This window comes from Chitiniphilus shinanonensis DSM 23277, assembly GCF_000374805.1.
Classification (GTDB): domain Bacteria; phylum Pseudomonadota; class Gammaproteobacteria; order Burkholderiales; family Chitinibacteraceae; genus Chitiniphilus; species Chitiniphilus shinanonensis.
On sequence record NZ_KB895337.1, the window covers coordinates 174248 to 198913 of the forward strand.

General features: G+C 69.0%; 20 protein-coding genes. 10 read left to right on the plus strand and 10 right to left on the minus strand.

The window, feature by feature from the left end; translation table 11 throughout:
- Window positions 1-31: 31 nt before the first annotated feature.
- Window positions 32-1231 (plus strand): nicotinate phosphoribosyltransferase, encoded by a 1200-nt coding sequence (gene pncB / locus C556_RS0105715; protein ID WP_018747276.1) that lies wholly within the window; start codon window positions 32-34, stop codon window positions 1229-1231.
- 114 nt (window positions 1232-1345) lie between these two features.
- On the plus strand, window positions 1346-1753 hold the full coding sequence (locus tag C556_RS0105720; protein ID WP_018747277.1) for a VOC family protein: 408 nt from the start codon (window positions 1346-1348) through the stop codon (window positions 1751-1753).
- A gap of 21 nt (window positions 1754-1774) precedes the next feature.
- Here the strand turns inward: C556_RS0105720 and C556_RS19500 are convergent, their stop codons facing one another.
- Entirely contained in the window at window positions 1775-2023 is a 249-nt protein-coding gene (locus C556_RS19500; protein WP_157235897.1) for a penicillin-binding transpeptidase domain-containing protein, read from the minus strand.
- 276 nt (window positions 2024-2299) lie between these two features.
- Between C556_RS19500 and C556_RS0105730 the strand changes: the two genes are divergently transcribed.
- The 3 genes from C556_RS0105730 (at window position 2300) to tkt (ending at window position 5356) form a co-directional block, all read left to right on the plus strand.
- Entirely contained in the window at window positions 2300-2695 is a 396-nt protein-coding gene (locus C556_RS0105730; RefSeq protein ID WP_018747279.1) for an MAPEG family protein, read from the plus strand.
- 102 nt (window positions 2696-2797) lie between these two features.
- Window positions 2798-3031, plus strand: a complete 234-nt coding sequence (locus tag C556_RS0105735; protein ID WP_018747280.1) for a hypothetical protein — start codon at window positions 2798-2800, stop codon at window positions 3029-3031.
- A gap of 324 nt (window positions 3032-3355) precedes the next feature.
- Complete coding sequence (tkt, locus tag C556_RS0105740) at window positions 3356-5356, plus strand: transketolase (RefSeq protein ID WP_026262840.1); 2001 nt, start codon at window positions 3356-3358, stop codon at window positions 5354-5356.
- Window positions 5357-5472: 116 nt separating this feature from the next.
- Here tkt and C556_RS0105745 read toward each other — a convergent pair whose 3' ends face one another.
- The 4 genes from C556_RS0105745 to bioA all read right to left on the minus strand — a co-directional run bounded on the left by C556_RS0105745 (window position 5473) and on the right by bioA (window position 12415).
- Window positions 5473-6123, minus strand: a complete 651-nt coding sequence (locus tag C556_RS0105745; protein WP_018747282.1) for a response regulator — start codon at window positions 6121-6123, stop codon at window positions 5473-5475.
- Window positions 6089-9334, minus strand: a complete 3246-nt coding sequence (locus C556_RS19505; protein WP_018747283.1) for an ATP-binding protein — start codon at window positions 9332-9334, stop codon at window positions 6089-6091. The genes C556_RS0105745 and C556_RS19505 overlap by 35 nt, the downstream gene beginning before the upstream one ends.
- 215 nt (window positions 9335-9549) lie before the next feature.
- Window positions 9550-11088: a cyclic-di-GMP receptor FimW-related protein gene (locus C556_RS0105755; protein ID WP_018747284.1), complete on the minus strand. Its 1539-nt coding sequence runs from the start codon at window positions 11086-11088 to the stop codon at window positions 9550-9552.
- Complete coding sequence (gene bioA / locus C556_RS0105760) at window positions 11072-12415, minus strand: adenosylmethionine--8-amino-7-oxononanoate transaminase (RefSeq protein WP_018747285.1); 1344 nt, start codon at window positions 12413-12415, stop codon at window positions 11072-11074. Before bioA ends, C556_RS0105755 begins: the two co-directional genes overlap by 17 nt.
- Before the next feature lie 262 nt (window positions 12416-12677).
- Between bioA and ltaE the strand changes: the two genes are divergently transcribed.
- The 3 genes from ltaE to C556_RS0105775 all read left to right on the plus strand — a co-directional run bounded on the left by ltaE (window position 12678) and on the right by C556_RS0105775 (window position 17645).
- Window positions 12678-13700: a low-specificity L-threonine aldolase gene (gene ltaE / locus C556_RS0105765; protein ID WP_018747286.1), complete on the plus strand. Its 1023-nt coding sequence runs from the start codon at window positions 12678-12680 to the stop codon at window positions 13698-13700.
- A 397-nt stretch (window positions 13701-14097) separates the two neighbouring features.
- Window positions 14098-16056, plus strand: a complete 1959-nt coding sequence (locus C556_RS19510) for a DUF1800 family protein (RefSeq protein ID WP_018747287.1) — start codon at window positions 14098-14100, stop codon at window positions 16054-16056.
- Between the two features lie 137 nt (window positions 16057-16193).
- Window positions 16194-17645, plus strand: coding sequence for a DUF1501 domain-containing protein (locus C556_RS0105775; protein WP_018747288.1), 1452 nt, complete (start codon window positions 16194-16196; stop codon window positions 17643-17645).
- A 201-nt stretch (window positions 17646-17846) separates the two neighbouring features.
- Here C556_RS0105775 and C556_RS0105780 read toward each other — a convergent pair whose 3' ends face one another.
- From C556_RS0105780 to metE, 3 genes are all read right to left on the minus strand, one after another.
- Window positions 17847-18965, minus strand: a complete 1119-nt coding sequence (locus tag C556_RS0105780) for a BamA/TamA family outer membrane protein (protein WP_018747289.1) — start codon at window positions 18963-18965, stop codon at window positions 17847-17849.
- Window positions 18966-18967: 2 nt separating this feature from the next.
- Window positions 18968-20038, minus strand: coding sequence for a hypothetical protein (locus C556_RS0105785; RefSeq protein ID WP_157235904.1), 1071 nt, complete (start codon window positions 20036-20038; stop codon window positions 18968-18970).
- A gap of 168 nt (window positions 20039-20206) precedes the next feature.
- Window positions 20207-22549 (minus strand): 5-methyltetrahydropteroyltriglutamate--homocysteine S-methyltransferase, encoded by a 2343-nt coding sequence (gene metE, locus C556_RS0105790; RefSeq protein WP_018747291.1) that lies wholly within the window; start codon window positions 22547-22549, stop codon window positions 20207-20209.
- A 96-nt stretch (window positions 22550-22645) separates the two neighbouring features.
- Here metE and C556_RS0105795 point away from each other — a divergent pair, with 96 nt between their 5' ends.
- Window positions 22646-23572 (plus strand): LysR family transcriptional regulator, encoded by a 927-nt coding sequence (locus C556_RS0105795; RefSeq protein WP_018747292.1) that lies wholly within the window; start codon window positions 22646-22648, stop codon window positions 23570-23572.
- Window positions 23573-23606: 34 nt separating this feature from the next.
- On the opposite strand, the gene C556_RS0105800 is transcribed toward C556_RS0105795, so the two are convergent.
- A complete protein-coding gene (locus C556_RS0105800) occupies window positions 23607-23861 on the minus strand; it encodes a hypothetical protein (protein ID WP_018747293.1) in 255 nt (84 codons plus the stop codon).
- Between the two features lie 153 nt (window positions 23862-24014).
- Between C556_RS0105800 and C556_RS22130 the strand changes: the two genes are divergently transcribed.
- A complete protein-coding gene (locus tag C556_RS22130; RefSeq protein ID WP_040430504.1) occupies window positions 24015-24233 on the plus strand; it encodes a helix-turn-helix domain-containing protein in 219 nt (72 codons plus the stop codon).
- Between the two features lie 46 nt (window positions 24234-24279).
- On the opposite strand, the gene C556_RS22805 is transcribed toward C556_RS22130, so the two are convergent.
- Complete coding sequence (locus tag C556_RS22805; protein WP_026262842.1) at window positions 24280-24627, minus strand: hypothetical protein; 348 nt, start codon at window positions 24625-24627, stop codon at window positions 24280-24282.
- Window positions 24628-24666: the final 39 nt, after the last annotated feature.

Sequence of the window (24666 nt, forward strand, 5' to 3'; positions counted from 1 at the left end):
CCTGTCCGGGGCCGCGCCCCGTGGAGTGCCGATGGCTGCCTTCGACCCGGTGATCGGAACGCTGCTCGATACCGATCTGTACAAGCTCACCATGATGCAGGAGATCCTGCACCATCATCCCGAGACGCGCGCCGAGTACACCTTCAAGTGCCGCAACGTGCCCGAGCTGCCGCTGGCGCCGCTGCGCGCCGAGATCGACGCCCAGCTCGACCACCTGTGCGGCTTGCGCTTCACCGAGGACGAACTCGCCTACATCGGCGGGCTGCGCTTCATCAAATCCGATTTCGTCGACTTCCTGCGGCTGTTCCAGTTGCAGCGGCGCTTCATCGAGGTGTCGATCCCCGAAAACCGCCCGGACGACCTCGACATCCGCGTGCGCGGCCCGATGCTGCACTGCATGCTGTTCGAGATCTACGTGCTGGCCATCGTCAACGAGGTGTACTTCCGCCAGTTCCCCGCCGCGCCCGCGCTGGCCGAGGGGCGGCGCCGGCTGGCGGACAAGCTGGCCACCCTGCGCGAGGTGCCGGCGCGGCGCTTCCCGTTCATCTTCTTCGACTTCGGCACCCGCCGCCGCTTCTCGCGGGTGTGGCACGACGAGATGATCGCCACCCTGGCGCGCGACGCCACGCCGTACATGCGCGGCACCAGCAACCTGTCGCTGGCGCGCAAGCACGGCCTGACCCCCATCGGCACCATGGCGCACGAATACCTCCAGGCGTTCCAGTCGTTCGGCTCGCGGCTGCGCGACTTCCAGAAGAACGCGCTGGAGCACTGGGTGCACGAATACCGCGGCGACCTCGGCATCGCGCTGACCGACGTGGTCGGCACCGACGCCTTCCTGCGCGATTTCGATCTCTACTTCTGCAAGCTGTTCGACGGCCTGCGCCACGATTCGGGCGACCCGTTCGACTGGGGCGAAAAGGTGATCGCCCACTACGAGCGGCATCGCATCGATCCCAGCACCAAGCAGCTGGTGTTCAGCGACGCGCTGACCCTGCCGCGCGCGCTGGCGCTGTACGCCCACTTCGCCGACCGCGCCCGCACCGCCTTCGGCATCGGCACCAATCTGTCCAACGACTGCGGCCACGAGCCGTTGCAGATCGTGATGAAGCTCACCCGCTGCAACGGCCAGGCGGTGGCCAAGGTGAGCGACAGCCCCGGCAAGGGCATGTGCGAGGACCCCAACTTCCTGTCCTACCTGTGCCACGTGTTCGGGGTGGAGAACAAATAGGGCGGCTTCGCCGCCCGGCACCGGCATGGCATCCGGGCCACCCGGATACGGTGGTGAAACCGCGCGGATCAGGGCCTAGATTGGGAACATCTGCCTGCCGATCGGGAGCACGCCATGCAAGTCCAACCGTACCTGTTCTTCAACGGCCATTGCGCGGAAGCCTTGCAGTTCTACGTCACCCACCTGGGCGCCGTGGTCCACGTGCAGATGCGCTACAGCGACGCCCCCGAACCGCCGCCGGTGGCGCCGGCCTGGCGCGAAAAGGTGATGCACGCCAGCTTCCAGGTCGGCGGCACCGAGCTGTTCGCCTCCGACGGCATGCGCGCCGAGGATGCGGCGATGCAGGGCGTGTCGCTGCACCTGACCGCCGATTCCACCGAGCACGGCCGGCGACTGTTCGACGCGCTGGCCGACGGCGGCCAGGTCACCACTCCCTACGCGCCCACCTTCTGGGCGGCGGGCTTCGGCATGGTGACCGACCGCTTCGGCGTGCACTGGATGGTGAGCGCGCCGTCGGTGTAGCGCGCCGGCCGCCGGGCCCGGCTACAGCACGCCCAGCTGCTGCAACGCCGCGCGCGCCAGCGGAATGCGCTTGGCGGCCGCCGCCTCGTCGGACAGATCGATGTTGAGAGCAAAGGCATACACGCCGCCGCCTTTCTCCACCCAGCCCACCCACCAGCCGACCCCGGTGCCCTGCGGCGGGTCGTACCAGCCGGTCTTGCCGAGCGCATAGCCGTCGCCGTCCTCCTGCCGGACGATGTCGCGCTCCAGCGCCTGGCTGCGCTGCGACACCGGCAACCAGCCGCGCCACGAAGCGCGCTTCCTCCTCGGCGGAGATCTCCAGCGGCCCTTGCAGCCAGAAGCGGTCGACCTGGCTGCCGATCCGCATGTTGCCGTAGCCCAGGCGCTTTACCCACTGAGCGCCCGGCTTCACCGGGGGCTCGATGCGGGTCGATTGCCACATCAGGAAACCCGAAAACCAAGGTCCGTGCGAAATCACGGCAACCGCCTCCGCCGTCGCTCCTATAGTGAGCCATCCCCTGAGCCATCCCCCACGGAGCCTCGCGCATGACCATCGAACTGCAAGCCCTCGCCTGGACCATCCTGCTCGGACTGGTGCAACTGATGCTGGCCTCGGCCGTGCTGCGACGCCAGCAGGGCCTCGACTGGGCCGCCGGCCCGCGCGATGTCCCGCCACCGCCGCCCACGCCGCTGGGCGGGCGGCTGCAACGCGCCCACGCCAACCTGATGGAAACCTTCCCGCTGTTCGTCGCCGCGGTGTTGCTGGTGGTGGTGCAGGAACGCCAGGGCGCGCTCAGCCAGTGGGGCTGCCTGCTGTATTTCTGGGCGCGCGTGCTGTACGTGCCGCTCTACGCCTCGGGCATCCCGCGCCTGCGCTCGCTGGTGTGGGCGGTGTCGATGATCGGCCTGTTGCTGCTGCTGGCGGCCGGGCTGGGTGCCTGAGCACGGTGGACGACGTCGCCGGCGTTGTCGTGCCGGCGGACTGTGTCCGCCCCGAGTTTTCGACCGCCCGGCCGCGGCCGGGCCCAACCAAGGAGCATCCCCATGGCGGTATTCGAAACCCTGCTCAAGTTCAGCGAAGTGCTGGATGCCACCCCGCGCGGCGCCACGCGCACCCTCACCGCCGCCGACTTCGACGTCGAGCTGCTGGTGTTCGACGAACTGGTGCGCGCCTGGACCGACGAACTGCCGCCCGGCTTCGAGCTGGTCGGCCGGGAAACCGCCATCGCCGACGGCGCGCCCTACATCAGCGCCATCCAGGTGCGGCGCGTGGAATGATCGCCGCCGGGAACTCCTCCCAGGGCGAATCGACATTCGAACGTGCGATGCGCTGGTCCGCGCCCGGCATCCGGCCGGCTCGGTCCACGGCCTTGTAGCGGGCCGGCGCGCGTGTATAAAGAAGGGTCCGGCAAGGCCGGCAAGCGGCCTTGCGCCACGGTTTGAGCCATAACAAGCCCCTGCCTGGCGCATTGCGGTAAAACCTGACTCTTTCGCGGTGGCGCGCTGTTGTCCCACAGGCAGTCAGCCGGGATAATGCGCCGAGCCGCATTGGGCGCGCAGTCGGTGCCCCCCACCATGTTTATTTCTCTTAGAGGATTTCCTATGGCAACGCGTACAGACATGGCCAACGCCATCCGGGCGCTGGCGATGGACGCCGTGCAGAAGGCCAACTCCGGTCACCCCGGCATGCCGATGGGCATGGCCGAGATCGCCGTGGCGCTGTGGGGCGAAGGCAACTATCGCCACAACCCCAAGAACCCGCACTGGTTCAACCGCGACCGCTTCATCCTCTCCAACGGTCACGGCTCCATGCTGCAATACGCGTTGCTGCACCTGACCGGCTACGATCTGTCGATCGAAGACATCAAGAATTTCCGCCAGCTGCATTCCAAGACCCCGGGCCACCCCGAATACGGCTACACCGCCGGCGTGGAAACCACCACCGGCCCGCTGGGCCAGGGCATCTCCAACGCCGTCGGCTTCGCGCTGGCCGAAAAGCTGCTGGCCCGCGAATTCAACCAGCCCGGCTACGACATCGTCGACCACCACACCTGGGTGTTCCTGGGCGACGGCTGCCTGATGGAAGGCGTGAGCCATGAAGCGTGCGCGTTGGCCGGCACCTGGGGCCTGGGCAAGCTGAACGCGTTCTGGGACGACAACGGCATCTCCATCGACGGTCACGTCGAAGGCTGGTTCAACGAAGACGTGCCGGGCCGCTTCGAAGCCTATGGCTGGCACGTGGTGCGTGGCGTGGACGGCCACAACGTCGATGCCGTGCTCAAGGCCATCGAGGAAGCCAAGGCCGTCACCGACAAGCCGTCGCTGATCTGCTGCAAGACCATCATCGGCAAGGGCTCGCCCAACAAGGCCGACAGCCACGACTCGCACGGCGCGCCGCTGGGCGACGCCGAAATCGCCGCCACCCGCGAGGCCATCGGCTGGAAGTACCCGCCGTTTGAAGTGCCGCAGGACGTGTACGACGCCTGGAGCCGCGTGAAGGCCGGCGCCGAGCAGGAAGCCGAATGGCAGGCGCTGTTCGACAAGTACGCGCTGCAACACAAGGATCTGGCCGCCGAGTTCAAGCGCCGCATCGCCGCCGAACTGCCGGAGAACTGGAACGCCATCGTCGAGGCCGCCCTGGCCGAAACCCGCGAGAAGGCCGAGACCATCGCCACCCGCAAGGCCAGCCAGAACGCGCTGAACGCCTTCGTGCCCAAGCTGCCGGAAATGCTCGGCGGCTCGGCCGACCTGACCGGCTCCAACCTGACCAACTGGAAGGGCAGCACCCCGCTCAAGCGCGAGGGCAACACGCTGGTGGGCAACCACATCAGCTACGGCGTGCGCGAGTTCGGCATGAGCGCCATCATGAACGGCATCCAGCTGCACGGCGGCTGGCGTCCGTATGGCGCCACCTTCCTGATGTTCAGCGAATACGCGCGCAACGCGCTGCGCATGGCCGCGCTGATGAAGATCCCGACGCTGTTCGTGTTCACCCACGACTCCATCGGCCTGGGCGAGGATGGCCCGACCCACCAGCCGATCGAGCAGACCGCGACGCTGCGCCTGATCCCGAACATGAACGTGTGGCGTCCGTGCGATACCGTGGAATCGCTGGTGGCGTGGGCGCATGCCATCGAGCAGAAGCACAACCCGTCCACGCTGATCTTCAGCCGCCAGAACCTGGCGTTCCAGCAGCGCGACGACGCGCAGGTGGCCAATATCCGCAAGGGTGGCTACGTGCTGAAGGATGCGCCGGGCGCCAAGGTGGTGCTGATCGGCACCGGCTCGGAAGTCGACGTGGCGGTGAAGGCCGCCGAGCAACTGGCCGCCCAGGGCGTGCCGGCGCGCGTGGTGTCGATGCCGTCGACCAACGTGTTCGACCGCCAGGATCAGGCCTACAAGGACAGCGTGCTGCTGCCGGGCGTGCCGCGTCTGGCCGTCGAGGCCGGCGTCACCGATGGCTGGCGCAAGTACGTGGGCCTGGACGGCGACGTGGTCGGTATCGACCACTTCGGCGAATCGGCCCCGGCCGGCGTGCTGTTCAAGGAGTTCGGCATCACCGCCGACAACGTGGCCGCCCGTGCCAAGGCGCTGGTGAAGTAAGCAGTCCGCGCCAAAGCGAAAAAGGCACCCTTCGGGGTGCCTTTTTTTATCGGACGACGGCGCGCCGTGGCGCAGTGGCCGGGCGCGCCGCGCGATGCCCCGGCCGTGCGGGGCGGTCAGCCGATCATTCCTCCTTCCTTGGCGATCTGGAACAGCGCCACGTCGTTGGGCGCGCCGAGTTTGTCCATGGCCGATTTCTTCTGCTGGCTGATGGTCTTCACGCTGCGGTGCACCTGGTGGGCGATGCTGGTCACGCTCATCCCGGTGAGGTACAGGCGGATCACTTCGGATTCGCGCGGGCTCAGCGCGGCCCACTGGCTGGGTGCGTTGCGGTTGCCCTCGGCCAGCCGGGCGCTGCGGATGCCGCTGCTCAGGTAGCTGTCGCCGCGCGCGGCGTGCAGGATGGCCTCGATCACCTCGTCCAGCGGATCGTGCTTGTTCAGCACCGAGGTGGCGCCGGCCTCCAGCATCTGATCGACGAAGGCCAGGTTGTCCAGCATGGTCAGCACCACGATGTGCTGATCCTCGGTCATGGTGCGGCGCAGTCGGCGGATCAGCGACAGGCCGTCGGTCAGCGTCGGATCGGGCATGTAGAAGTCGGTGATCACCACGTCGAACGGCAGCACCGCCACCATCCGCAGCAGGTCGCCGACGCCGCCGGCCTCGCCGACCACCGCCATGTCCAGGCGGTTCGCCAGCATCTGCGACAAGCCCATGCGCACGACCGGGTGGTCATCCGCCAGAATCACCTGAATCTTGTTCTGCATCGTCGTCTCCTGTTCGGACCAGGGGCCGGACTTCGGCCCGCAGCGCATCGTAGGCGGGCGTCGCCCCGACCGGTCCCTGTGCAGCCACCATTGCTTCCAACGCGGTGCAGCGTTGCACCGCAACCTCATGGCCCATCACCGCCAGCGCACCCTTGAAGGCGTGCAGCGCGGCGAGAAAGGCCGCTTTATCGTCCGCCGCCAGAGCGGCATCCAGTTGCGCCAGATCGCGTCGATACGCCTGGGCCACCGCGTCGTTCATGGCCGGTGGCCCCGACGCCGCCATGGCGGCGGGCCCAGACGAAGGTGTGGCGGCCGGCGGCACCGTGTCGGGCGGCGCCGGCAGTTCGTGCAGCAGCTCCGCCAGCGTCGCCAGCTTCAGCGGCTTGGTCAGCCAGCGGTCGAACCCGGCGTCGAGCGCGTCCTGCAGCGCTTCGCGCTGTACGCTGGCGGTCACCGCCACGATGGGCGCCGTGTAGCCCTGGGCGCGCAGGGTTCGCGCCAAGGTATAGCCATCCATGCCCGGCATTGCCAGGTCGGTCAGCACCAGGTCGTACGGATGGTCGGCCAGCCAGCGGATGGCGGCCTCGCCGTCGCCGACGCCGTGGGCGTCCTGGCCCAGCAGTTGCAACTGGTCGCACAGCACCTGGCGGTTCACCGGGTGGTCGTCCACCACCAGCACCCGGTGGCGTGGCGGGGTGGGCATGCTGGCGACCGGCGACGTCGTCTCGACGCCGGCCAGCAGGTCCACCAGCGTGTCGCGGGCATAGCGCGACAGGGTGCCCGGTTGTACCCCGTGCGGGTGCAGCGGCCCGAGCTGCGCCAGCACCAGCCGGCGCGCCGGCGCATCCGCCGGGATCTCGGCCAGTTGTTCGTCCAGCACCAGCACGTCGCAGCCGGAGACGGGTTCGCCGGCGCGCAGCCAGTGGGCCGTGGCGCCGGCATGGCGCAGCCAGGCGGCCAGATCCTCGCCCTGCTCGCGCAACGGGCTGGCGACCGCGACGGTCAGGCCGGCCAGGCGCTGGTCGGGTGCGGTGGGCGGCAGATCGCCGCCGGGCAGCAGCACCTGGAAGCTGCTGCCCAGGCCCGGCTCGCTGACCAGTTCGATCCGCCCCTGCATCAGCGCCACCAGGCGGTGGCAGATCGACAACCCCAGCCCGCTGCCGCCGTGGCTGCGGGTACGGCTGCTGTCGGCCTGCACGAACGGCTCGAACAGCCGCGCCTGGTCGGCGCGGGCGATGCCCATGCCGGTATCGACCACGCGCAGCGACAGCCACGTGCCGTGCACGTCGCGCGCCCGTTCGGCGAGCAGCGTGACCTTGCCCTGTTCGGTGAACTTGACGGCGTTGCCCACCAGGTTGTTCAGCACCTGGGTCAGGCGCGGGCCATCCAGCGGCAGGATGCGCGGCAGGTCGGCGCCGACCAGGCAGTGCAATTGCAGGCCGCGCGCGGCGGCACGCGGCGCGAAGGTGCGCGCCACCGCCTCCACCAGCGTCACCACATCGGTGGGCGTCGGGTGCAACGCCAGTTCGCCGGCCTCGATCTTGCTGAAATCCAGCACGTCGTCGATCACCGCCAGCAGGCCCTGCGAGGCGTCGTCGACCTGCGTCAGCCGCTCGCGCTGCGGGGGGGACAACTTGCCCGCGCCCAGCAGTTCCAGCCCGGCCAGCACCGCGTGCAGCGGGGTGCGGATTTCGTGGCTCATGGTGGCGAGGAAGCGGCTTTTGGCGTGATTGGCGTCGTCGGCCGCACGCTTGGCTTCGGCCAGCGCCGCCTCCACCGCCTTCTGCTGGTCGATGTCGCCCATGCTGCACAACAACACCGGCTCGCCGCGATAGCTGGAATGCGAGAAGCGCACCAGCAGCGTATGGCCGGCCAGCACCAGCTCGTGGCCGCTGGAGTCGGGGCACTCGCACGGCGTTATCGGTTGGCCATTCACCCGCGTCATCGCCAGCAGCTTGCGCGCCGCCTCTTGCGGCGGCCCCGCTTTCGCAAGCAGTTGCGCCGCGCGCTCGTTGTGCATCACCAGCGCGCCGTCGCCCAGCCGCAACACCATCAGCCCCACCGGCGCCGCGTGCAGGATCGCCCGGTTGAACGCCTCGCTCTCGGCGACACGCTCGGCCTGCCTGGCGGCCGGTTGCAGCGCCTGTCGCCACATCCGGTGCGAGAACCACAGCGTGGTGGCCACCGCCAGCAGGTAGAGCACGATGGCCGAGCCCCACACCGGCAGGCGGTCGCGCAGCAGCGGCCACAGCGGATAACCGTGCAGGCCCCGCCAGCCCGAGGCGTTGTCCTGGTGGCTGACCAGCAGCAGGCCGTTCTCCACCCGGAAGTCGAGCTTGCCGGCGCTCAGCCGGTCCTGGGTGGTGTTGCGGCCGAAGCGGGGCGTCAGCCCGTGCAGTTCGGCGTCGCCGAACAGCCGCACGTTGTGCCGGTCGAAGATCGCGAACTGGCCGATCCGCTGCCGCTGGAAATGCTGCAACGCCATCGCGGCGTCCACGTGCACGCGCAGCGCCAGGTAGCTGTCGGTGCTGGGCAGCGGCACGTAGCAGATCAGTTCGTCCACCTGGCCGGTGGGCGACGAGACCAGTGCCTGCCAGTAGGGCTTGGCATTGCGCATCGGGTGCTCGCGCAGCGGTTGCAGCAGCATGTCGATCTCGTGCCCCGGCGGGGCGGTGCGCTGCGTGCCGTTCTGCGTCAGCACGGCGGCGAAGCTGCCGTCGGCCGCCACCAGGTAGATGCTGGCTCGCGGCGGCAGCTCGCCCCAGTAGCCGCTGGCGAACAGGGCCAGCACCAGGGCCTTGTCGAGCTGCTGCTCGTCCTCCGGGGCCAGCGCGTCCCGTGTCAGCAATTGGAACGGCCGCGCCCAATGGAAGTCGTCGACCACCGTCCGGTGCGGGCCGGGCCGGCTCAGTTGCGCCATCAGCCGTTGGCGCCACGCGCCGATCTGGTAGCGATCGTCGGAACGCTGCACCAGATCCGCGCTCTTGCGCAGGAAATACTCGGTGCGCTCGCGCTGGTTCATCACTTCTTCGAAGTGCGCCACGCTGGTGACCAGCTGCATCCACACCATTTCGTTGCCCACCACCGACAACACGGTCGCCAGCGCACCCGTGAACAGCAGCACGGCGAACGCGGTCAGCATGCGCAGCATGCCGCGCGACCAGATCAGCGGCTGCCGGTATGCGGAGGGGGACGGGGCGGCGTCGAGCAAGCGAGTCACCTTCGGAGGGAGCATCACGTCGCCGCGACCAGTAGTGAAAGCTACTGGTTATCTTGTGGCAACTGTTCAGCATAAACCGCCCGGCGCGGGATGCGAGCCGGATTGTCCGAATCCGAAGAGGGAAGGGCGCGCGGCACGGCGACCGCGCATGCGTGCGCCGCCGCCAGGGGGTGACGGCGGCGGGCCGGGCCTGGTGCCGGCCGCTGTCAGCTATCGGTGTATTCGAACAGGTCGTAGCCCATCTGCTGCTCGACCAGCTTGGCCGCGCGCACGGTGCGCGGGCCGCTCTCGGTGAGCAGCGACAGCTCGCGCAGCGGCGCGTAGTGGCCCTTGATGGTGGCGAGCAGCGGCGGCTGGCGCAGCGTGGTGATCTCGGGCAGCAGCAGCGCCGGTTCGTATTGCGCATCGACCAGGCCGACGGTGGGGCGCAGCAGCACCACGTCGGCGCGCGCGGCCAGGATCTGCAGGCCCATCTCGATGGCGCCGTCCTCGCACTGCTGCAACCAGCGGATCGCCGCCACCATCCACGGCCCGCTGCCCTCGGGGCGCAGGCCGACCATGTCGCCGGCGTGCAGCCGTTCCGGCGGGGCGTCGCGGGTGGTGACCGCGTAGCCGCCGGGGCTTTCGTTGATGACGCGCCACGGCGCGCTGTATGGCATGCCGTCCAGCCCGGCGCTGGCGTAGTGGCCGTCGCCGAACGGCGGCAGGTTGTGGCGCTGGCTTTGCGCCGCCGCGCGCAGGCCATGGCACAGCTCGACGCTGGCGTCGTTGCGGATGCGCTGGAACACGCGCTTGGGGGCGATGCTCCATTGCTTGATCAGCCGCCGCACCGTATCCATCCACGCCATCAGCTTGGCGCGGTCGCCGGCGGTGGGCGCCTTGGCCTCCAGCCCGGCCAGCACGCGGTGCAGCTTCTTGCCCAGGTCGATGGTGTCGACCAGCATCGCGGTGCCCTGGTAGTCGTCGACCGCGCGGCCGATGTAGTTCGGCGCCTCGTCCACGTCCAGCCGCACCAGGAAAAAGCCGGCGGCGCTGGCCTGTTGCTGCACCACCGGCTGGAAGTGCGCGTAGTGGGCGTAGTTGTCGACCACGTCGATCAGCCGCGCCTGCTCGTCCGGGGCGAAGCGCAGCGGGTCGGCCAGCGACAGCAGCAGCAGGCGCTTGTAGTAGATGCTGGTGGTCGGCGCGCCGGGCTCGCCGCGCGTCTCTTCCAGCCAGCGCTGCTCCACGCCGTGACGGAACAGGCGGTGCGTCTCCAGCCATACGCCTTCCGGCATCACCATCGAGACGCGACAGCTGATCTGGAACAGCCGGTAGTGGATGGCGATGATCTGGTGCAGCAGTTGCGGTGCCAGCTTGCTGCCGCCAAAGACGAAGCGCTTTTCCAGGCGCTCGACCAGCGCCACCTTGTAGCCGTCGGCCAGCTCCAGCCACAGGCTGCGCGCCAGCAGCGCCGCCTGGCGCGCCTTGTCGCGCAGCGGCAGCCCCTGCGACAGGTACAGCTCCTCGAAGCCGCCGGCCAGCAACGCCAGCGCGCTGTGGTATTCGTCCAGCAGCTTGACCCGCTCCTCGGGATCGACTTCCACCCGGTTGCAACTGGCCAGCGCGTCCAGGATCTGCCGGCCCGCGTCCATCGGGTGATGGTTGGGCAGCGCGGCCAGCCAGTCGCGCACGGCCTTGGGCCGCAGTTCGACGAAATCCGCCAGCTTGGGGTCTTTCTCCGGCAACTTAAGCGACAGCGACATCGTTTCCCTCTGCTGATCCGGCCAGGGCGGCATCGAGCGCCTCCAGCGCGGCGTCGGCCAGCATGCCGGCCTCGTCATCGTTCATCGTATAGGGCGGCATAAAGTAGATCGTGCCGCCGATCGGGCGCAACAGCACGCCGCGCGCCAGGGCGGCGGCGAAGTACGCGCTGGCGAAGCCGGCCGGCGCGTCGGCCACGTCGAAAGCCCAGATCATGCCCAGGTGGCGGAAATGCCGCGCCCTGGGATGCGCCGCCAGCGGCGCGAAGCGCGTGCTCCAGCGCGCCGCGCGCTCGCGGTTGCGCGCCAGCACGTCGTCGCTATCGAAGATGTCCAGCACCGCCAGCGCCGCGGCGCAGGCCAGCGGGTTGCCGGTGTACGAATGCGAATGCAGGAAGCCGCGCGCCACGTCGTCGTCGTAGAAGGCGTCGTAGACCGTGTCGGTGGTCAGCACCGCCGCCAGCGGCAGGAAACCGCCGGTGATGCCCTTGGACAGGCAGACGAAATCGGGGCGGACGGCCGCCTGTTCGCAGGCCAGGAAGGTGCCGGTGCGGCCGAAGCCGACGGCGATCTCGTCGGCGATCAGGTGCGCGTGGTAGCGGTCGCACAAGGCGCGTGCGCGCGCCAGGTAGGCCGGGTGGTACATCGCCATGCCGGCGGCGCCCTGCACCAGCGGTTCCAGGATCAGCGCGGCGATCTCGCCCGGATGGCGCTCGAACGCCGCCTCCAGCGCCAGCGCGGCGCGCAGCGCCACCTGTTCGGGGGTCTCGCCCGGCGCGGCCTGGCGCCAGTCGGGGCTGGGCACCGCGATGGCGCCGCGCAGCAGCGGCGCGTAGGCGTCGCGGAACACCGGCACGTCGGTCACGCCCAGCGCGCCCAGCGTCTCGCCGTGGTAGCTGCCGCCCAGGTGCAGGTAGCGGTGCTTCTCGGGGCGGTCGTGGTTGCGCCAGTAATGCGCGCTCATCTTGAGCGCGATCTCCACCGCCGAGGCGCCGTCCGAGCCGTAGAAGGCGTGGCCCAGGCCGGTGCGCGCCGCCAGCCGCTCCGACAGCTCGACCACCGGGCGATGGGTGAAGCCGGCCAGCATGGCGTGCTCCAGCGTATCGAGCTGGGCCTTGATCGCCGCCTTGATGCGCGGCTCGCCGTGGCCGAACAGGTTGACCCACCAGCTGGACACCGCATCCAGATAGCGCTTGCCGTCGCAGTCGACCAGCCACGCGCCTTCGCCGTGCGACAGCGGCACCAGCGGCAGGCGTTCGTGGCGCTTCATCTGGGTGCACGGGTGCCAGACGGCCTTGCGGCTGCGGTCGAGCAGATCGGCGTTGTTCATGGGCTGGCTGACGGATTCGGAAACTGGCATCAATTGTGCCAACTTCAACAACCATGCGCCATGGCACCAGACAACCCGCACTTATCCCCGTGCCCGGCGATCCATGACGAGCGGCTTTTTTCGGGGATGACCAGTCAGGTTTGAGGCAAGCAGAAGAAAGTTGAGGCAGGTGACGGCGGGCCGCCCGCCACCGGGGATCGACCCGATGGCCGACGCCTGGCGGCTCTGGCAGCATGCTTCGATTCACCGAGGAGTTCCGGCCATGATCGACCTGCGCAGCGATACCGTCACCCAACCCACGCCGGCGATGCGCCAGGCCATGTTCGAGGCCGAAGTCGGCGACGACTGCTACGGCGACGATCCCACGGTGCTGCGGCTGGAGCGCATGGCGGCGCAGCGCCTGGGCAAGGAGGCCGCGCTGTTCGTGCCCAGCGGCACCTTCGGCAACCAGCTCGCGCTGTTCACCCACTGCCGCCCCGGCGACGAAGTGATCCTGGGCGACGACAGCCATATCGTCTGGCACGAGGCCGGCGCCGCCGGCGCCATCGCCGGGGTGCAGCTGCGCACGCTGGACAGCGACCGCGGCGTGCTCGACCCCGAGGCGGTCCGCCGCCGCATCCGGGTCGGCGACGACATCCACGCGCCGCGCACCGGGCTGATCTGCCTGGAAAACGCGCATTCCAACGGCCGGGTGATTCCGCTGGCGGCGATGGCCGCGGTGTGGGAGGTGGCGCAGCGCCACGCGGTGCCGGTGCACCTGGACGGCGCGCGGGTGTTCAACGCCGCCGCCGCGCTGGGCGTGGATGCGCGCGAGATCACCCGCTACGCCGACAGCGTGATGTGTTGTCTGTCCAAGGGGCTGGCGGCGCCGGTGGGCTCGCTGCTGGCCGGCGGCGCGGCCTTCATCGACGCCGCGCGGCGCCGCCGCAAGCTGCTCGGCGGCGGACTGCGCCAGGCCGGAGTGCTGGCGGCGCCGGGACTGATCGCGCTGGAACGGATGACCCAGCGCCTGCACGAGGACCACGCCCACGCCCGCTTGCTGGCCGAACGACTGGCGGCGCTGCCGGGGCTGGAGGTCGATCTGGACGCGGTGCAGATCAACATGGTGTGGTTCCGCTTCACCCGGCCCATCGACGGCGCGGCGCTGATGGCGCGGCTGAACGCCGCCGGCATCCTGGCCAATCCGCCCGAGGACGGCCTGATGCGGCTGGTGACCCACTGGCAGGTGGATGCCGACGCCATCGCGCGCACGGTGGCGGTGTTCGACGCCTTCCTGCGGCACTAGGGCGAATCGACCTTCGCCCCCGCGTTTGAAGGTCGATTCACCCTGGGCCGACGCGCGTTTTTCCCCGGCCGGAATGGCTCTTAAATAAACAGTCAAGTATGACTTGAGGCCAGTCCTGGCGCGGCTTGTGGGCATTTTCCTGACAGCCGCGACCGCCCGTCGGGCACGGCCGTCGCCGCGCCGTTGTCGCATGACGGGCTGTCGTTCCAGCCAGCCCGACGGCATCCGGCCCGATGTCATCCGCATGCGATGCTTGCCGCGCTTTTCCCGGACGCCGCCTCGCGCGGCCGCCGGGGGCGACAGGACCGCGCGCCACGGCGCGACGGCGAGGAACCGCACGCAAGACCCGGCGGATTTTGCCAGCGGCTCCCAACAGGGGTTTCCGGGGATACACGAGATGAACCGAACCTGCGAAGGCGGCGCCCGCGCGCGCCTGCTGGCGGCATTCGCGTGCGCGCTGGCGCTGGCCGCCTGCGGTGGTGGCGGCGGCGACAGCGGTGGTGGGAGCGGCGGCGGCAATGGCGGCAACAATGGCAACAACGGTGGTGGCGACGGCGGCGGTTCGGTGGCGCCGCAGCCGACGCCGTTGCCGGTATCGAGCGCGCTGCCGGCGGTGGACGCCACGCAATGGCACGAGGCGGCGGTGCGCAACGTGTTGCAGACCTTCGCCTACGGCAGCCAGGCCAGCGACGCGCAGATCCGCGAATGGGCGGCGATGCCGCCGCAACAGGCCATCGTGCAGATGCTCGACTTCGCGCCGTTCAACCCGCGCCTGTCGCCCGGCCTGGGCGGCGCCGATCCGCTGCGCACCGGCGGCGGCACCCTGGCGGGGCTGTCGGCCTACTGGCGCGGCGCCAGCAGCCCGTTCCCACAGGCCACCCGCGCCGCCTTCGACATCGGCGGCAGCTGGGGTGGTGTCGCCCGCGTCGGCCTGCAGGCCGGGATGACGCCGGGGCTCAATCCGTTCCTGCACCGCGTGCTGTTCTGGGAGACCAACTACCACCTGGCGGTGAACCAGGAGGTGGACGTGTCCGGCGCGCAGATCGGCGCCTACTACGACACGCTGCTGCAATCGTTCGCCGCCGGCGACAGCTATTCGCGCTCGCTGGCGCGCGCCGCGATGTCCGCCGCCATCGGCCGCCAGTACGGCCACTTCCGCAATACCTACGACAACGCGCGCGGCGTGTTCCGCGGCAACGAGGATTTCGCCCGCGAATTCCACCAGCTGTTCTTCGGCATCCTCGGCACCACCCAGCCCGAGGACGCCGCACCGCGCGCGACGGGCGAGGACAGCTACCACGAAGTGGTCACGGTGAAGAACACCGCCCGCCTGCTCACCGACATGACCGAGCCGAGCGACCACGCCACCGAACTGGCGTTCGGCACCGCGCAGCACCACCAGGCGCCGCTGGAGATCCTGCACGCGCAGATCGCCGGCGCCACCGCGCGCGACAAGCTGCTGGCGCTGGCCGAAGTGGCGATCCGCCATCCCGAATCCGAGGCCAACCTGCCGGTGAAGATCGTCGCCGGGCTGGCCAACGACCGCCTGGGCGCCGCCGACATCGCCGAGCTGCGCGCCTACTGGCGCGACATGGGCCAGCGCAAGAGCCTGCTCGACTTCCTGCGCGCCTATGCGATCTCGCGCCAGTTCCACGACCCGGCGCGGGTGAAATACCTGACCCCGCTGGAGCGCAACATGGTGCTGCTCAACCGCTTCGCGCTCACCCGCCAGGAAAGCGAGCTGGTGGGGCTGTATTCCGCCATCGGCCTGGTGACCTGGGAAGAGGGCTTCGACGCCTTCTCGCCCAGCCACAACGTGTTCGGCCACACCACCGGCGAGGAGACCTCGCTCGCCGCCGACCATTTCCGCGTGGTGTACAACCGCGGCATCGACGGCCTGTGGCGCTTCGCCCGGGTGGACGGCGACGGCAACGCCGAGCTTGCCGCGCAGGCGCCCGGCTGGGAAAAACGCTGGGACGCGCTGGCCCCGCGCGAGGCGGACGGCGGCTGGCGCACCGGGCGCGTCGCCGGCTGGCTGTGGCAGCGCTTCATCGGCGGCGGCGGCTTCGGCGCGCACGAGCGGCTCTACACCTACGCGCTGCTCGGCACCGGCCGCGACGCCGGCTACTACTGCACCGGCAACGGCGCCGCCGGCACCGATCCCGACTACGTGTTCACCGACGCCGACTTCGCACCGGGCGCGCTCGGCAGCCGCTGCCTGGAGGGCCTGGCGGCGCTGCCGCTGGCGCTCGACAGCGCCGACGCCACCGTGCGCAAGGACGCCAACCGGCGCGTCGCCTACGCCGTCGCCTTCCTGTCCGCCCTGCCGCAGGCGCAGGTGGTGCGTGGTGAGTGATCAAACCCGGAGCCGCCCACAACACCCGGCGAAGCGGTCCTGGCACGCAGCGCGAAACGCGGACCGTACGTGCAGTACGGCAAGTAAGCGCGCCACAGCCGGCTGGGTGTTGTCGGTGGCGTTGAAAGGAGTGCCCTATGAATCGACGTGACTTCCTCAAGCTGAGCCTGCTGGCGGGCGGCCTGGCCGCCTTTCCCGGGCTGATCCCCACCGCCTTCGGCGCGGTGAGCGTGCCGCGCCGCACCCTGGTGTCGGTCACGCTGGGCGGCGGGCCGGATTTCCGCCACCTGTTCGCGCCCGCGCTCGCCGCCAACGAGCCGGCCGACAGCTACGCCATGCGCTGGTGGGCGGCGCGCGCCACCAGCCAGGGCATCGCCGCCGACCAGCGCCACCGCGACGGCTACCTCCAGCGTTTCGGCAGCGCCTACCAGGCGCTGACGCTGCCCGGCACCGCGCAGGCCGCCGGCCTGGGCGTGCTGGCGAGCTGCGGCTGGCTGAAGGAGCAATGGGACGCCGGCCACGTGGCGGTGATCCACAACGTGGTCGGCGCCACCTCGCGCGATCATTCGCACGCCTTGCAGGTGATGGACCAGGGCGATCGCGGCAGCGCGCCGCAGGAGCGCAAGCCCGGCTGGGGCGGGCGGCTGGTGGCGACGCTGGGCGGCAACGCCCGCGTCGGCGCGCTCACCCGCGCCCCGCGCCCGTTCTGCCTCGGCCCCGGCGCCGCCGGCCAGTTGCCCAACGCCGACCGCGTGGTCAGCATCGCCAATTCGCGCGCGCTGGCGCTGGCCGAGCGCAGCTTCGCCCCCGGCGATCCCACCTGGAAGAAGGTCGCCGCCGAACAGGTGCTGGCGCGCAGCCTGAAGGCGTACTACGCCGGCCGCGACTTTGCCGCCGACCCGGTGCTGGCGCGCCTCGCCAATCACGAGAAGGTGCTGCGCGCGTTGAGCGGCGGGGTGAAGGCGCGGCTGGGCAGCGGCGACACCGTGGCCGACGGCGCGGTGCTGCCGGTGCCGGACCCCATCCGCGCCTTGTACGCCGCCAGCGAGCCGTACAACAGCCGCTACTGGGGCGGGCAACTGCGCAACCTGCACGACGTACTGGCGCTGACCGGGCTGATCGACGCGCCGGTGCTGTCGATGGAGTACGGCGGCTGGGATACCCACAAGCAACAGCAGAGCGTGGCCGAGGCCAACTTCCGCGACCTGTTCGCCAAGGGGCGCGGCTTCGACACGCTGTGGCCCAACCTGGACGCCGGCAGCCGGCGCAACCTGGTGCTGGTGATCTACGGCGACTTCGGCCGCCAGCTGGCCGCCAACGGCGACGGCGGCACCGACCACGGGCGCGGCAACGCGGTGCTGGTGATCGGCGACGGCGTGCGCGGCGGCCTGTACGGCAACCCCTTCCCCGAGCGCGAACTGGCGCTGTTCGGCCGCAACCTGAACGACGACATCCTGGGCTTGACCGGCATCGAACACGTCTTCGGCGCCCTGGCCGACTGGGTGCTGGGCGGCGACAGCGGCACCAGCGTAGTCAACCGCGGCGGCCTGCTGGAAACGGGGGTGGATCTGGGAAGGTTGATGGTTTAGGGGGCGGGAAACCCCAAATCTTGAACCACAGAGAACACAGAGAACACGAAGAAAAGCGAGGGAGGAAGAAAGAAAACAGTGCTCGGCGAGAACCCGCAGAAGAACCTGGGCTGATTTTCTCTCCAAGGTTTTCTCTGTGTTCTCACCGTTCTCTGTGGTTCAAGATTTGGGGTTCCGCCTTCCCCCGCAAACCACCCAACCTCAGAACGCCTCGTTCAGCTGGAAGTACAGCCCGGTGGTGTCGCGGCCGAAGCCCAGGTCGAGGCGGACGTTGACGCGGGGTTTGAATTCGAAGCGGTAGCCGACGCCCACGGTGGGCAGCCACGGGGCGTCGTCGCCCAGGTCGGACACCTTGTCGGCGATGGTGCCGAAGCCGCCCCAGAACACCATGCCGTGGCGGCCGACGAGGTGATGGCGGTATTCCAGCTGCCCGGCCACCATGTTCTTGTCGCGGTACTGCCCCAGGAAGTAGCCGCGCATGCGGTTACCGTTGCCCATCTGCGACATCATGGTCCAGGGCACGTCGCCCCACGACAGGCGGCTGTACAGGTCCAGCGCCAGCACGTCGTCGCCCAGCGGGTGGTAGTAGTCGTAGATCGTTTCCAAGGTCTGGAAGCGGGTGTCGCTGCCCAGGCCGGGCGCGTAGAAGCCGGCGTTCAGTTGCAGCGTCTGGCCGTGCGCCGGGTTGGGGATGAAATCGCGCGTGTCGTAGGAGAAGTGCACGGTCGCGCCGGAGACGAACACCGATTCGCCGTCCGGATCGCTTTCGATGGCGCTGCCGGCCTCGACGTCGACGGCGCGGGTCTGTTGCAGGCTCCAGCCGATGCCGGCGTAGGTGCTGGGCGCCACCCGCCGCAGGATGCGCGGCGACAGCGCGAATTCCTCCTTGGTGTAGTCGCGTTTGTTGGCGTTCTGGTGCGCGGCGTCGTAGCCCACGCCCCAGTACGAGGTCGGCAGGCGTACCAGCGAGCCGGTGGCGTAGAAGCGCCAGGTGTCGTCGCCGAAGAAGGTGTTGTTGTCGAAGCCGATGCCCAGCGCGCCCACCGAGCTGACGAAGCCGCGCAGCGTCAGCGTGGAGAGCTGGGTGTCGGGCAGCGCGTCGTCGGGCTTGTAGAGGCCCACCGCGGCCACGCCGATGCCGGCGCCCATCTCGGGGTTGTAGAACGGGCCGGGCAGCACGCCCCAGTCGATGCCCTTGCTCAGGTCCACCTGCTTGGAGGCGCCCAGCCGGGTCAGCAGGCGATCCAGCCAGCCGTCGTCGTCGGCATGGACGGGCGCGGCCAGCAGCAGCGCGCACAGTGCGGTCAGTGGCTTGGCCATGGTCAGAACCGCAGGAAGGAACTGAGGATGTAGCCCTGGCGCTGGCCGAAGCCGACCTCGCCCAGCAGGCTGATGTTGCGGTTCACCATCCAGTGGAAGCCCGCCAGCCCGTTCCACGGCGCGGCGATCTTCTCGTCGATGCTGAAGTTCAGGTCCACGTCGCGGCCGATGTCGGTCTGCGCGGTGGGCATGGTGACGCTGCCGGTGATGGTCACGTCGGCGTGCAGCCAGGTGGCGCCCACGTAGGTCATCACCGTGCCCCAGCCGCCCAGGCTCCAGTTCAGCCCCACGCGCGGCGCGATGTTCCAGGTCTTGGCGTCGGTGTCGGACATCGACACGCTGGAGACGGTATAGGTCACCGGCAGCGAGAAATAGAGCTGCTTCACGTTGCCGGCCAGGGTGAAGCCGGCGCCGTACGAATAGCCGTGGTAGTTGGCGCGCGCGGTGGCGGACAGCGTCTTGCCGCACCAGTCCGGCTTGATGCGGCGCGAGCACGGGTCCTGTCCGGTGACGAAGCGCACCATGTCGTCGGCCGACATCGAGATGCCGATGTCGCCGCCGCCCTTGATGTGTCCGCCGATGGCGTAGACGTTCAGGAACGGGAACAGCCACGCGCCCACCTGGATCTGTTCGGAGCGGTTTTCCAGCGTGCTGGTGGGGAACTGCACGAAGCCGGCATTGCGCAGCGCCCGATCGCCGAGCGACACCTCCAGGTTGCTCAGCAGCATGTTCTGCTTGCTGTAGTAGTACGACAGGCCGATGTCGTAGGGGTTGGGCAGGTTATAGCCCTTGTCGATCACCCGCTGCGCGAAGAAGGGCAACGCATGATTCCACTGACGCGGCGGCGGCTTGCTGCCTTCCGCGCCGGGCACCGCCGGGATCGCCTGTTCCGGCAGCGGCGTGACCCGGCCTTCGTAGCCCAGGTCGAACACGCTGTCGCCGCGCGGCGGCGGGGCCGCTTCGGCGGTGCTGGCGTCGGCGGGTGCGGGTTCGGTATCGGGCGGTGCGGCGCTGGCCAGGGGGGCGGCCAGCAGCCACGGCAGCAGGCAGGGCAGGAGCGGAGCGGATTTCACGGATCGGTTGGCCTCGGGCGGTGGGGCGCATGCGTCGTGGCGGTCTGCGCCGCCGTGGGCGCGGCCGGCGTTCATGGCGCGCCGTTGCCCAGTGTAGACAGCCCATGGTTATTCCGCTGCCACGCGGCGGGGCCGGCCTGGTCGGCCTGGCCGGCCCCGGTACTCACCTCAATGGCAGTCGCAGGCGCCCTGGTGCGCGGCGGTGGTGCCGGCGCTGGCCTCGACCACCAGGCGGCGGCCCTCGGCCAGCGCGGCGCGCGCTTCGCGGGTGGCGTCCAGCATGTTGCGCAACGCGGCCTCGGTCTCGGGCCAGCCGCGCGTCTTCAGCCCGCAGTCGGGGTTGATCCACAGCCGCTCGGCCGGCACCACGTCCAGCGCCTTGGCGATCAGCCGCAGCATCTCGGCCACCGGCGGCACGCGCGGGCTGTGGATGTCGTACACCCCCGGACCGATCTCGTTGGGATAGCGGAAGCTGCCGAACGCCTCCAGCAGCTCCATGTCGGAGCGGCTGGTCTCGATGGTGATCACGTCGGCGTCCATGGCCGCGATCGCCGGCAGGATGTCGTGGAACTCCGAATAGCACATGTGGGTGTGGATCTGGGTGGCGTCGGCCACGCCGCTGGCCGAAACGCGGAAGGCGCGGCCGGCCCATTCCAGGTAGCGATCCCAGTCGGCGCGCTTGAGCGGCAGGCCCTCGCGGAACGCCGGCTCGTCGATCTGGATCACGCGGATGCCGGCGCTTTCCAGGTCGACCACCTCGTCGCGGATCGCCAGTGCGATCTGCAGGCAGGTGCGTTCGCGCGGCTGGTCGTCGCGCACGAAAGACCATTGCAGGATGGTCACCGGCCCGGTGAGCATGCCCTTCATCGGCTTGGCGGTCAGGCTCTGGGCGTAGCGGCTCCACTCGACGGTCATCGGGCGCGGGCGCGACACGTCGCCGAAGATGATCGGCGGCTTGACGCAACGGCTGCCGTAGCTCTGCACCCAGCCGAAGCGGGTGAACGCGAAACCGGACAACTGCTCGCCGAAGTATTCGACCATGTCGTTGCGCTCGGCCTCGCCGTGCACCGGCACGTCCAGCCCCAGCGCATCCTGTTTTTCCACCACCAGGCGGATCTCGGCCTGCATCGCGGCCACGTAGTCCGCCTGCGGCAGTTCGCCGCGCTTGAACGCGGCGCGCGCGGCGCGGATCTCCTTGGTCTGCGGGAAGCTGCCGATGGTGGTGGTGGGCAGCGGCGGCAGCTTCAGCCACGCGCGCTGTTGCTCGGCGCGCTGCGGGTACGGCAGGGTGCGCGCGGCGTCGGCCGCGGTCAGCGCCGCGACGCGCCCGGCCACCGCCGGGTTGTGGATGCGCGCGGAGGTACGGCGCGAGGCGGCGGCGGCATCGCTGCGCGCCAGCGCCTCGGCCACCGCGTCGCGGCCCTGTTCCAGCGCGCGCTTGAGCACCGCCACTTCGTCCAGCTTCTGCCGGGCGAACGCCAGCCAGCCCTTCAGCTCGGCGTCCAGCCCGTCTTCCTGCGCCAGATCGACGGGGGTGTGCAGCAGCGAGCAACTGCTGCCCAGCCACAGCCGTTCGCCCAGGCGTTCGGCCAGCGGCGCCAGCGCGGCCAGCCGCGCGCCCAGGTCGGCGGCCCAGATGTTGCGGCCGTCGATCACCCCGGCCGACAGCACGCGCCCGGCCGGCCAGTCGGCGAGCAGCGCATCCAGTTGCTGCGGCGCGCGCACCAGGTCCAGGTGCACCCCCGCCAGCGGCAGGCGGTGCAGCAGCGCGGCGTGCCCGGCCACGCTGTCGAAATAGGTGGCCAGCAGCAGCTTCACCCCGAGCTGGTCCAGCGCGCGGTAGGCGGGCTCGAACGCCGCCAGCCACTCGGCCGGCAATTCCAGCGCCAGGATCGGCTCGTCGATCTGCACCCACTGCACGCCCTGCACCGCCAATCTATCCAGGATGCGCTGGTAGGCGGCGAGCAGGTCCGGCAGCAGCGACAGCTTGTCCAGCCCGGCGGCCTTGCTCTTGGCCAGGTAGAGAAACGACAGCGGCCCCAGCAGCACCGGCTTGACGCGATGGCCTTGTGTGCGCGCTTCCTCGATCTCGTAGAACAGCCAGTCCACGCCGCCGCCGAAGCGGGTGTCGGCGTCCAGCTCCGGCACCAAGTAGTGGTAGTTGGTATCGAACCACTTGGTCATTTCCAGCGCCGGCTGCGCCGCGTTGCCGCGCGCCAGTTCGAAGTACTGCTTCAGGGTGAGCGTGGCCGGGTCGAAGCCGAAGCGCGCCGGCAGCGCGCCCAGCAGCGCGGCGGTGTTCAGCACCTGGTCGTACCAGGCGAAATCGCCCACGCAGACGAAGTCCAGCCCGGCCTCCTTCTGCCAGGCCCAGTGGCGGCGGCGCAGCTGGCTGCCCACGGCGGCCAGCTCGGTCTCGTCGATGGCGCCTTGCCAGAAGCCTTCCAGCGCGAACTTCAGCTCCCGCTGCGCGCCGATGCGCGGAAAGCCCAGTACATGAGCGATAGTCATTGCAAACCTCATTTTCCATGAATGTGGTTTGCATCATCCGCGCCACTCTCTTATGATTCAAACTCATTCTTTTCACGCTGGACATGAGAGGGACTAATGCAATCGCTGCTGGAACTGCGCCACCTGAAAACCCTGCTGGCGATCCGCGAGGCCGGCAGCCTGACGCGCGCGGCCGAGCGGCTGTTCCTGACCCAATCCGCGCTGTCGCACCAGATTCGCCTGCTGGAGGACCACTACGGCCTGCCGCTGTTCGCGCGCAAGCAGGCCCCGCTGAAGTTCACCCCGGCCGGGGAAAAGCTGGTGGCGCTGGCCGCCGAGACGCTGCCCCGCGTGGCGGCCGCCGAGCGCGACATCGCCAAGCTGCGCGAAGGCGAGGCCGGGCAACTGCGCATCGCCGTGGAATGCCACACCTGCTTCGACTGGCTGATGCCGGCGATGGATTCGTTCCGCGAGCGCTGGCCCGAGGTGGAGCTGGACATCGTGTCCGGCTTCCACGCCGACCCGGTGGGCCTGATCTTCGAGGATCGCGCCGACCTCGCCATCGTCTCCGAGCGCGACCCCGAAGCGCGCATCGCACACTTTCCGCTGTTCTCGTTCGACATGGTGGCGCTGGTGGCCAAGGATCACCCGCTGGCCGACAAGCCGGTGCTGGAGGCCGCCGACTTCGCCAATGACACCCTCATCACCTACCCGGTGCCGGACGACATGCTCGACCTGGTGCGCAAGGTGCTCAAGCCCGCCGGCATCAACCCGCCGCGCCGCACCAGCGAGCTGACGGTGGCGATCCTGCAACTGGTCGCCAGCCGCCGCGGCATCGCCGCGCTGCCGCACTGGAGCGTGCAGCACTACCTGGATCGCGGCTACGTGCTGGCCAAGCCGATCACCGCGCGCGGCCTGCAATCCGAACTGCACGCCGCCGTGCCGCTGGAACGCGCCGACACCGCCTACCTGCGCGAATTCGTCGCCATCGTGCGCGAGGTCAGCGTGGCGAATTTGCCTGGGATCGTGCTGGGGGAGGATTGAGGCGGGGGCGGCGCCTGCGCCTGCGGACAAGCGCTCAGCCGGTTTGGAGCTGCCTGCCGGCCAGCTCCAGCGCGCAATCGAGCACGTTATGCGCGAGTTCCACCTGGGTACGCGCCTGTTCCAGCAACACGCGCAGATGCGCCTCGCTGCCGGCTGGCAGCGCGGGTTCGATCGCCAGCAGCGCATTGGCCTGGGCGAGGATTTCCATCAGCACCTGGGCGGTGTCGGCGAAGTCCTTGAAAGGGATGGTTGCGCCTGGTTGTCTGCGGTTACGCAGCGTGCGATGCATTGGTTGCCCTTGAGAGCTGTTTGGCATTTTCATGATGACATCCCATGGTGTTACTCATAGTCATCAATATTAGACGATGTTACGCGGATTATGTAGATTTATCGTCTACATCACCGCAGCCTGCCTGTTCCAGCAACGACAGAGTGGCAGGCGATGGTTGTGGGCACAGCAAGGATTCGTTTCGGTATCGCAGTACGACGGCAACGCAACCAGCTGGGGTGGTCGCAGGAAGAACTTGCTGATCGTTCCGGCCTGCATCGCACCTATATTGGCCAAATTGAGCGAGGTGCGAGGAATATCAGCATCGACAATATGGAGTGCTTGGCGGAAGCGTTGGCTGTTTCCCTCTCAGAGCTTTTAAAGAGTGAATGAATCGAGGCGGTTTTTTTTCGAGTGCCTGCCCTAAGGGGACTTTTGATTAGTGGCTAATCGAAAGATGGCTGGAGAATAGTTCGTCAATTTCCTCTAGCTGAGAATATAGCCATTTTTTTAGGGCCTCTTTTCCCTCCCCGATTTCCTTTGCTTTCTCTGTTGAGGACGTGAGTGCCATATCGATAGCGTTCATTGCGCATATCTTTGGCCACACCACCTGCTCCAGGTGGTTGGCTACTTCTTTGCCGTACAGCCACCTTGCTTCGCGCGTGGTGGCCAGGAATTCGAACTCCAGCTCCGGAGTGGTCTTTCTGCAGGCACTGGCCAGCACTAACCACCACGCTGGTCGGCGCAGACCAGAGCGCTGGCGATCACACGGTACGTCATGCATCATGCAGCGACCATCTCGGAGCAGCCGGCCGCCATATTGAAG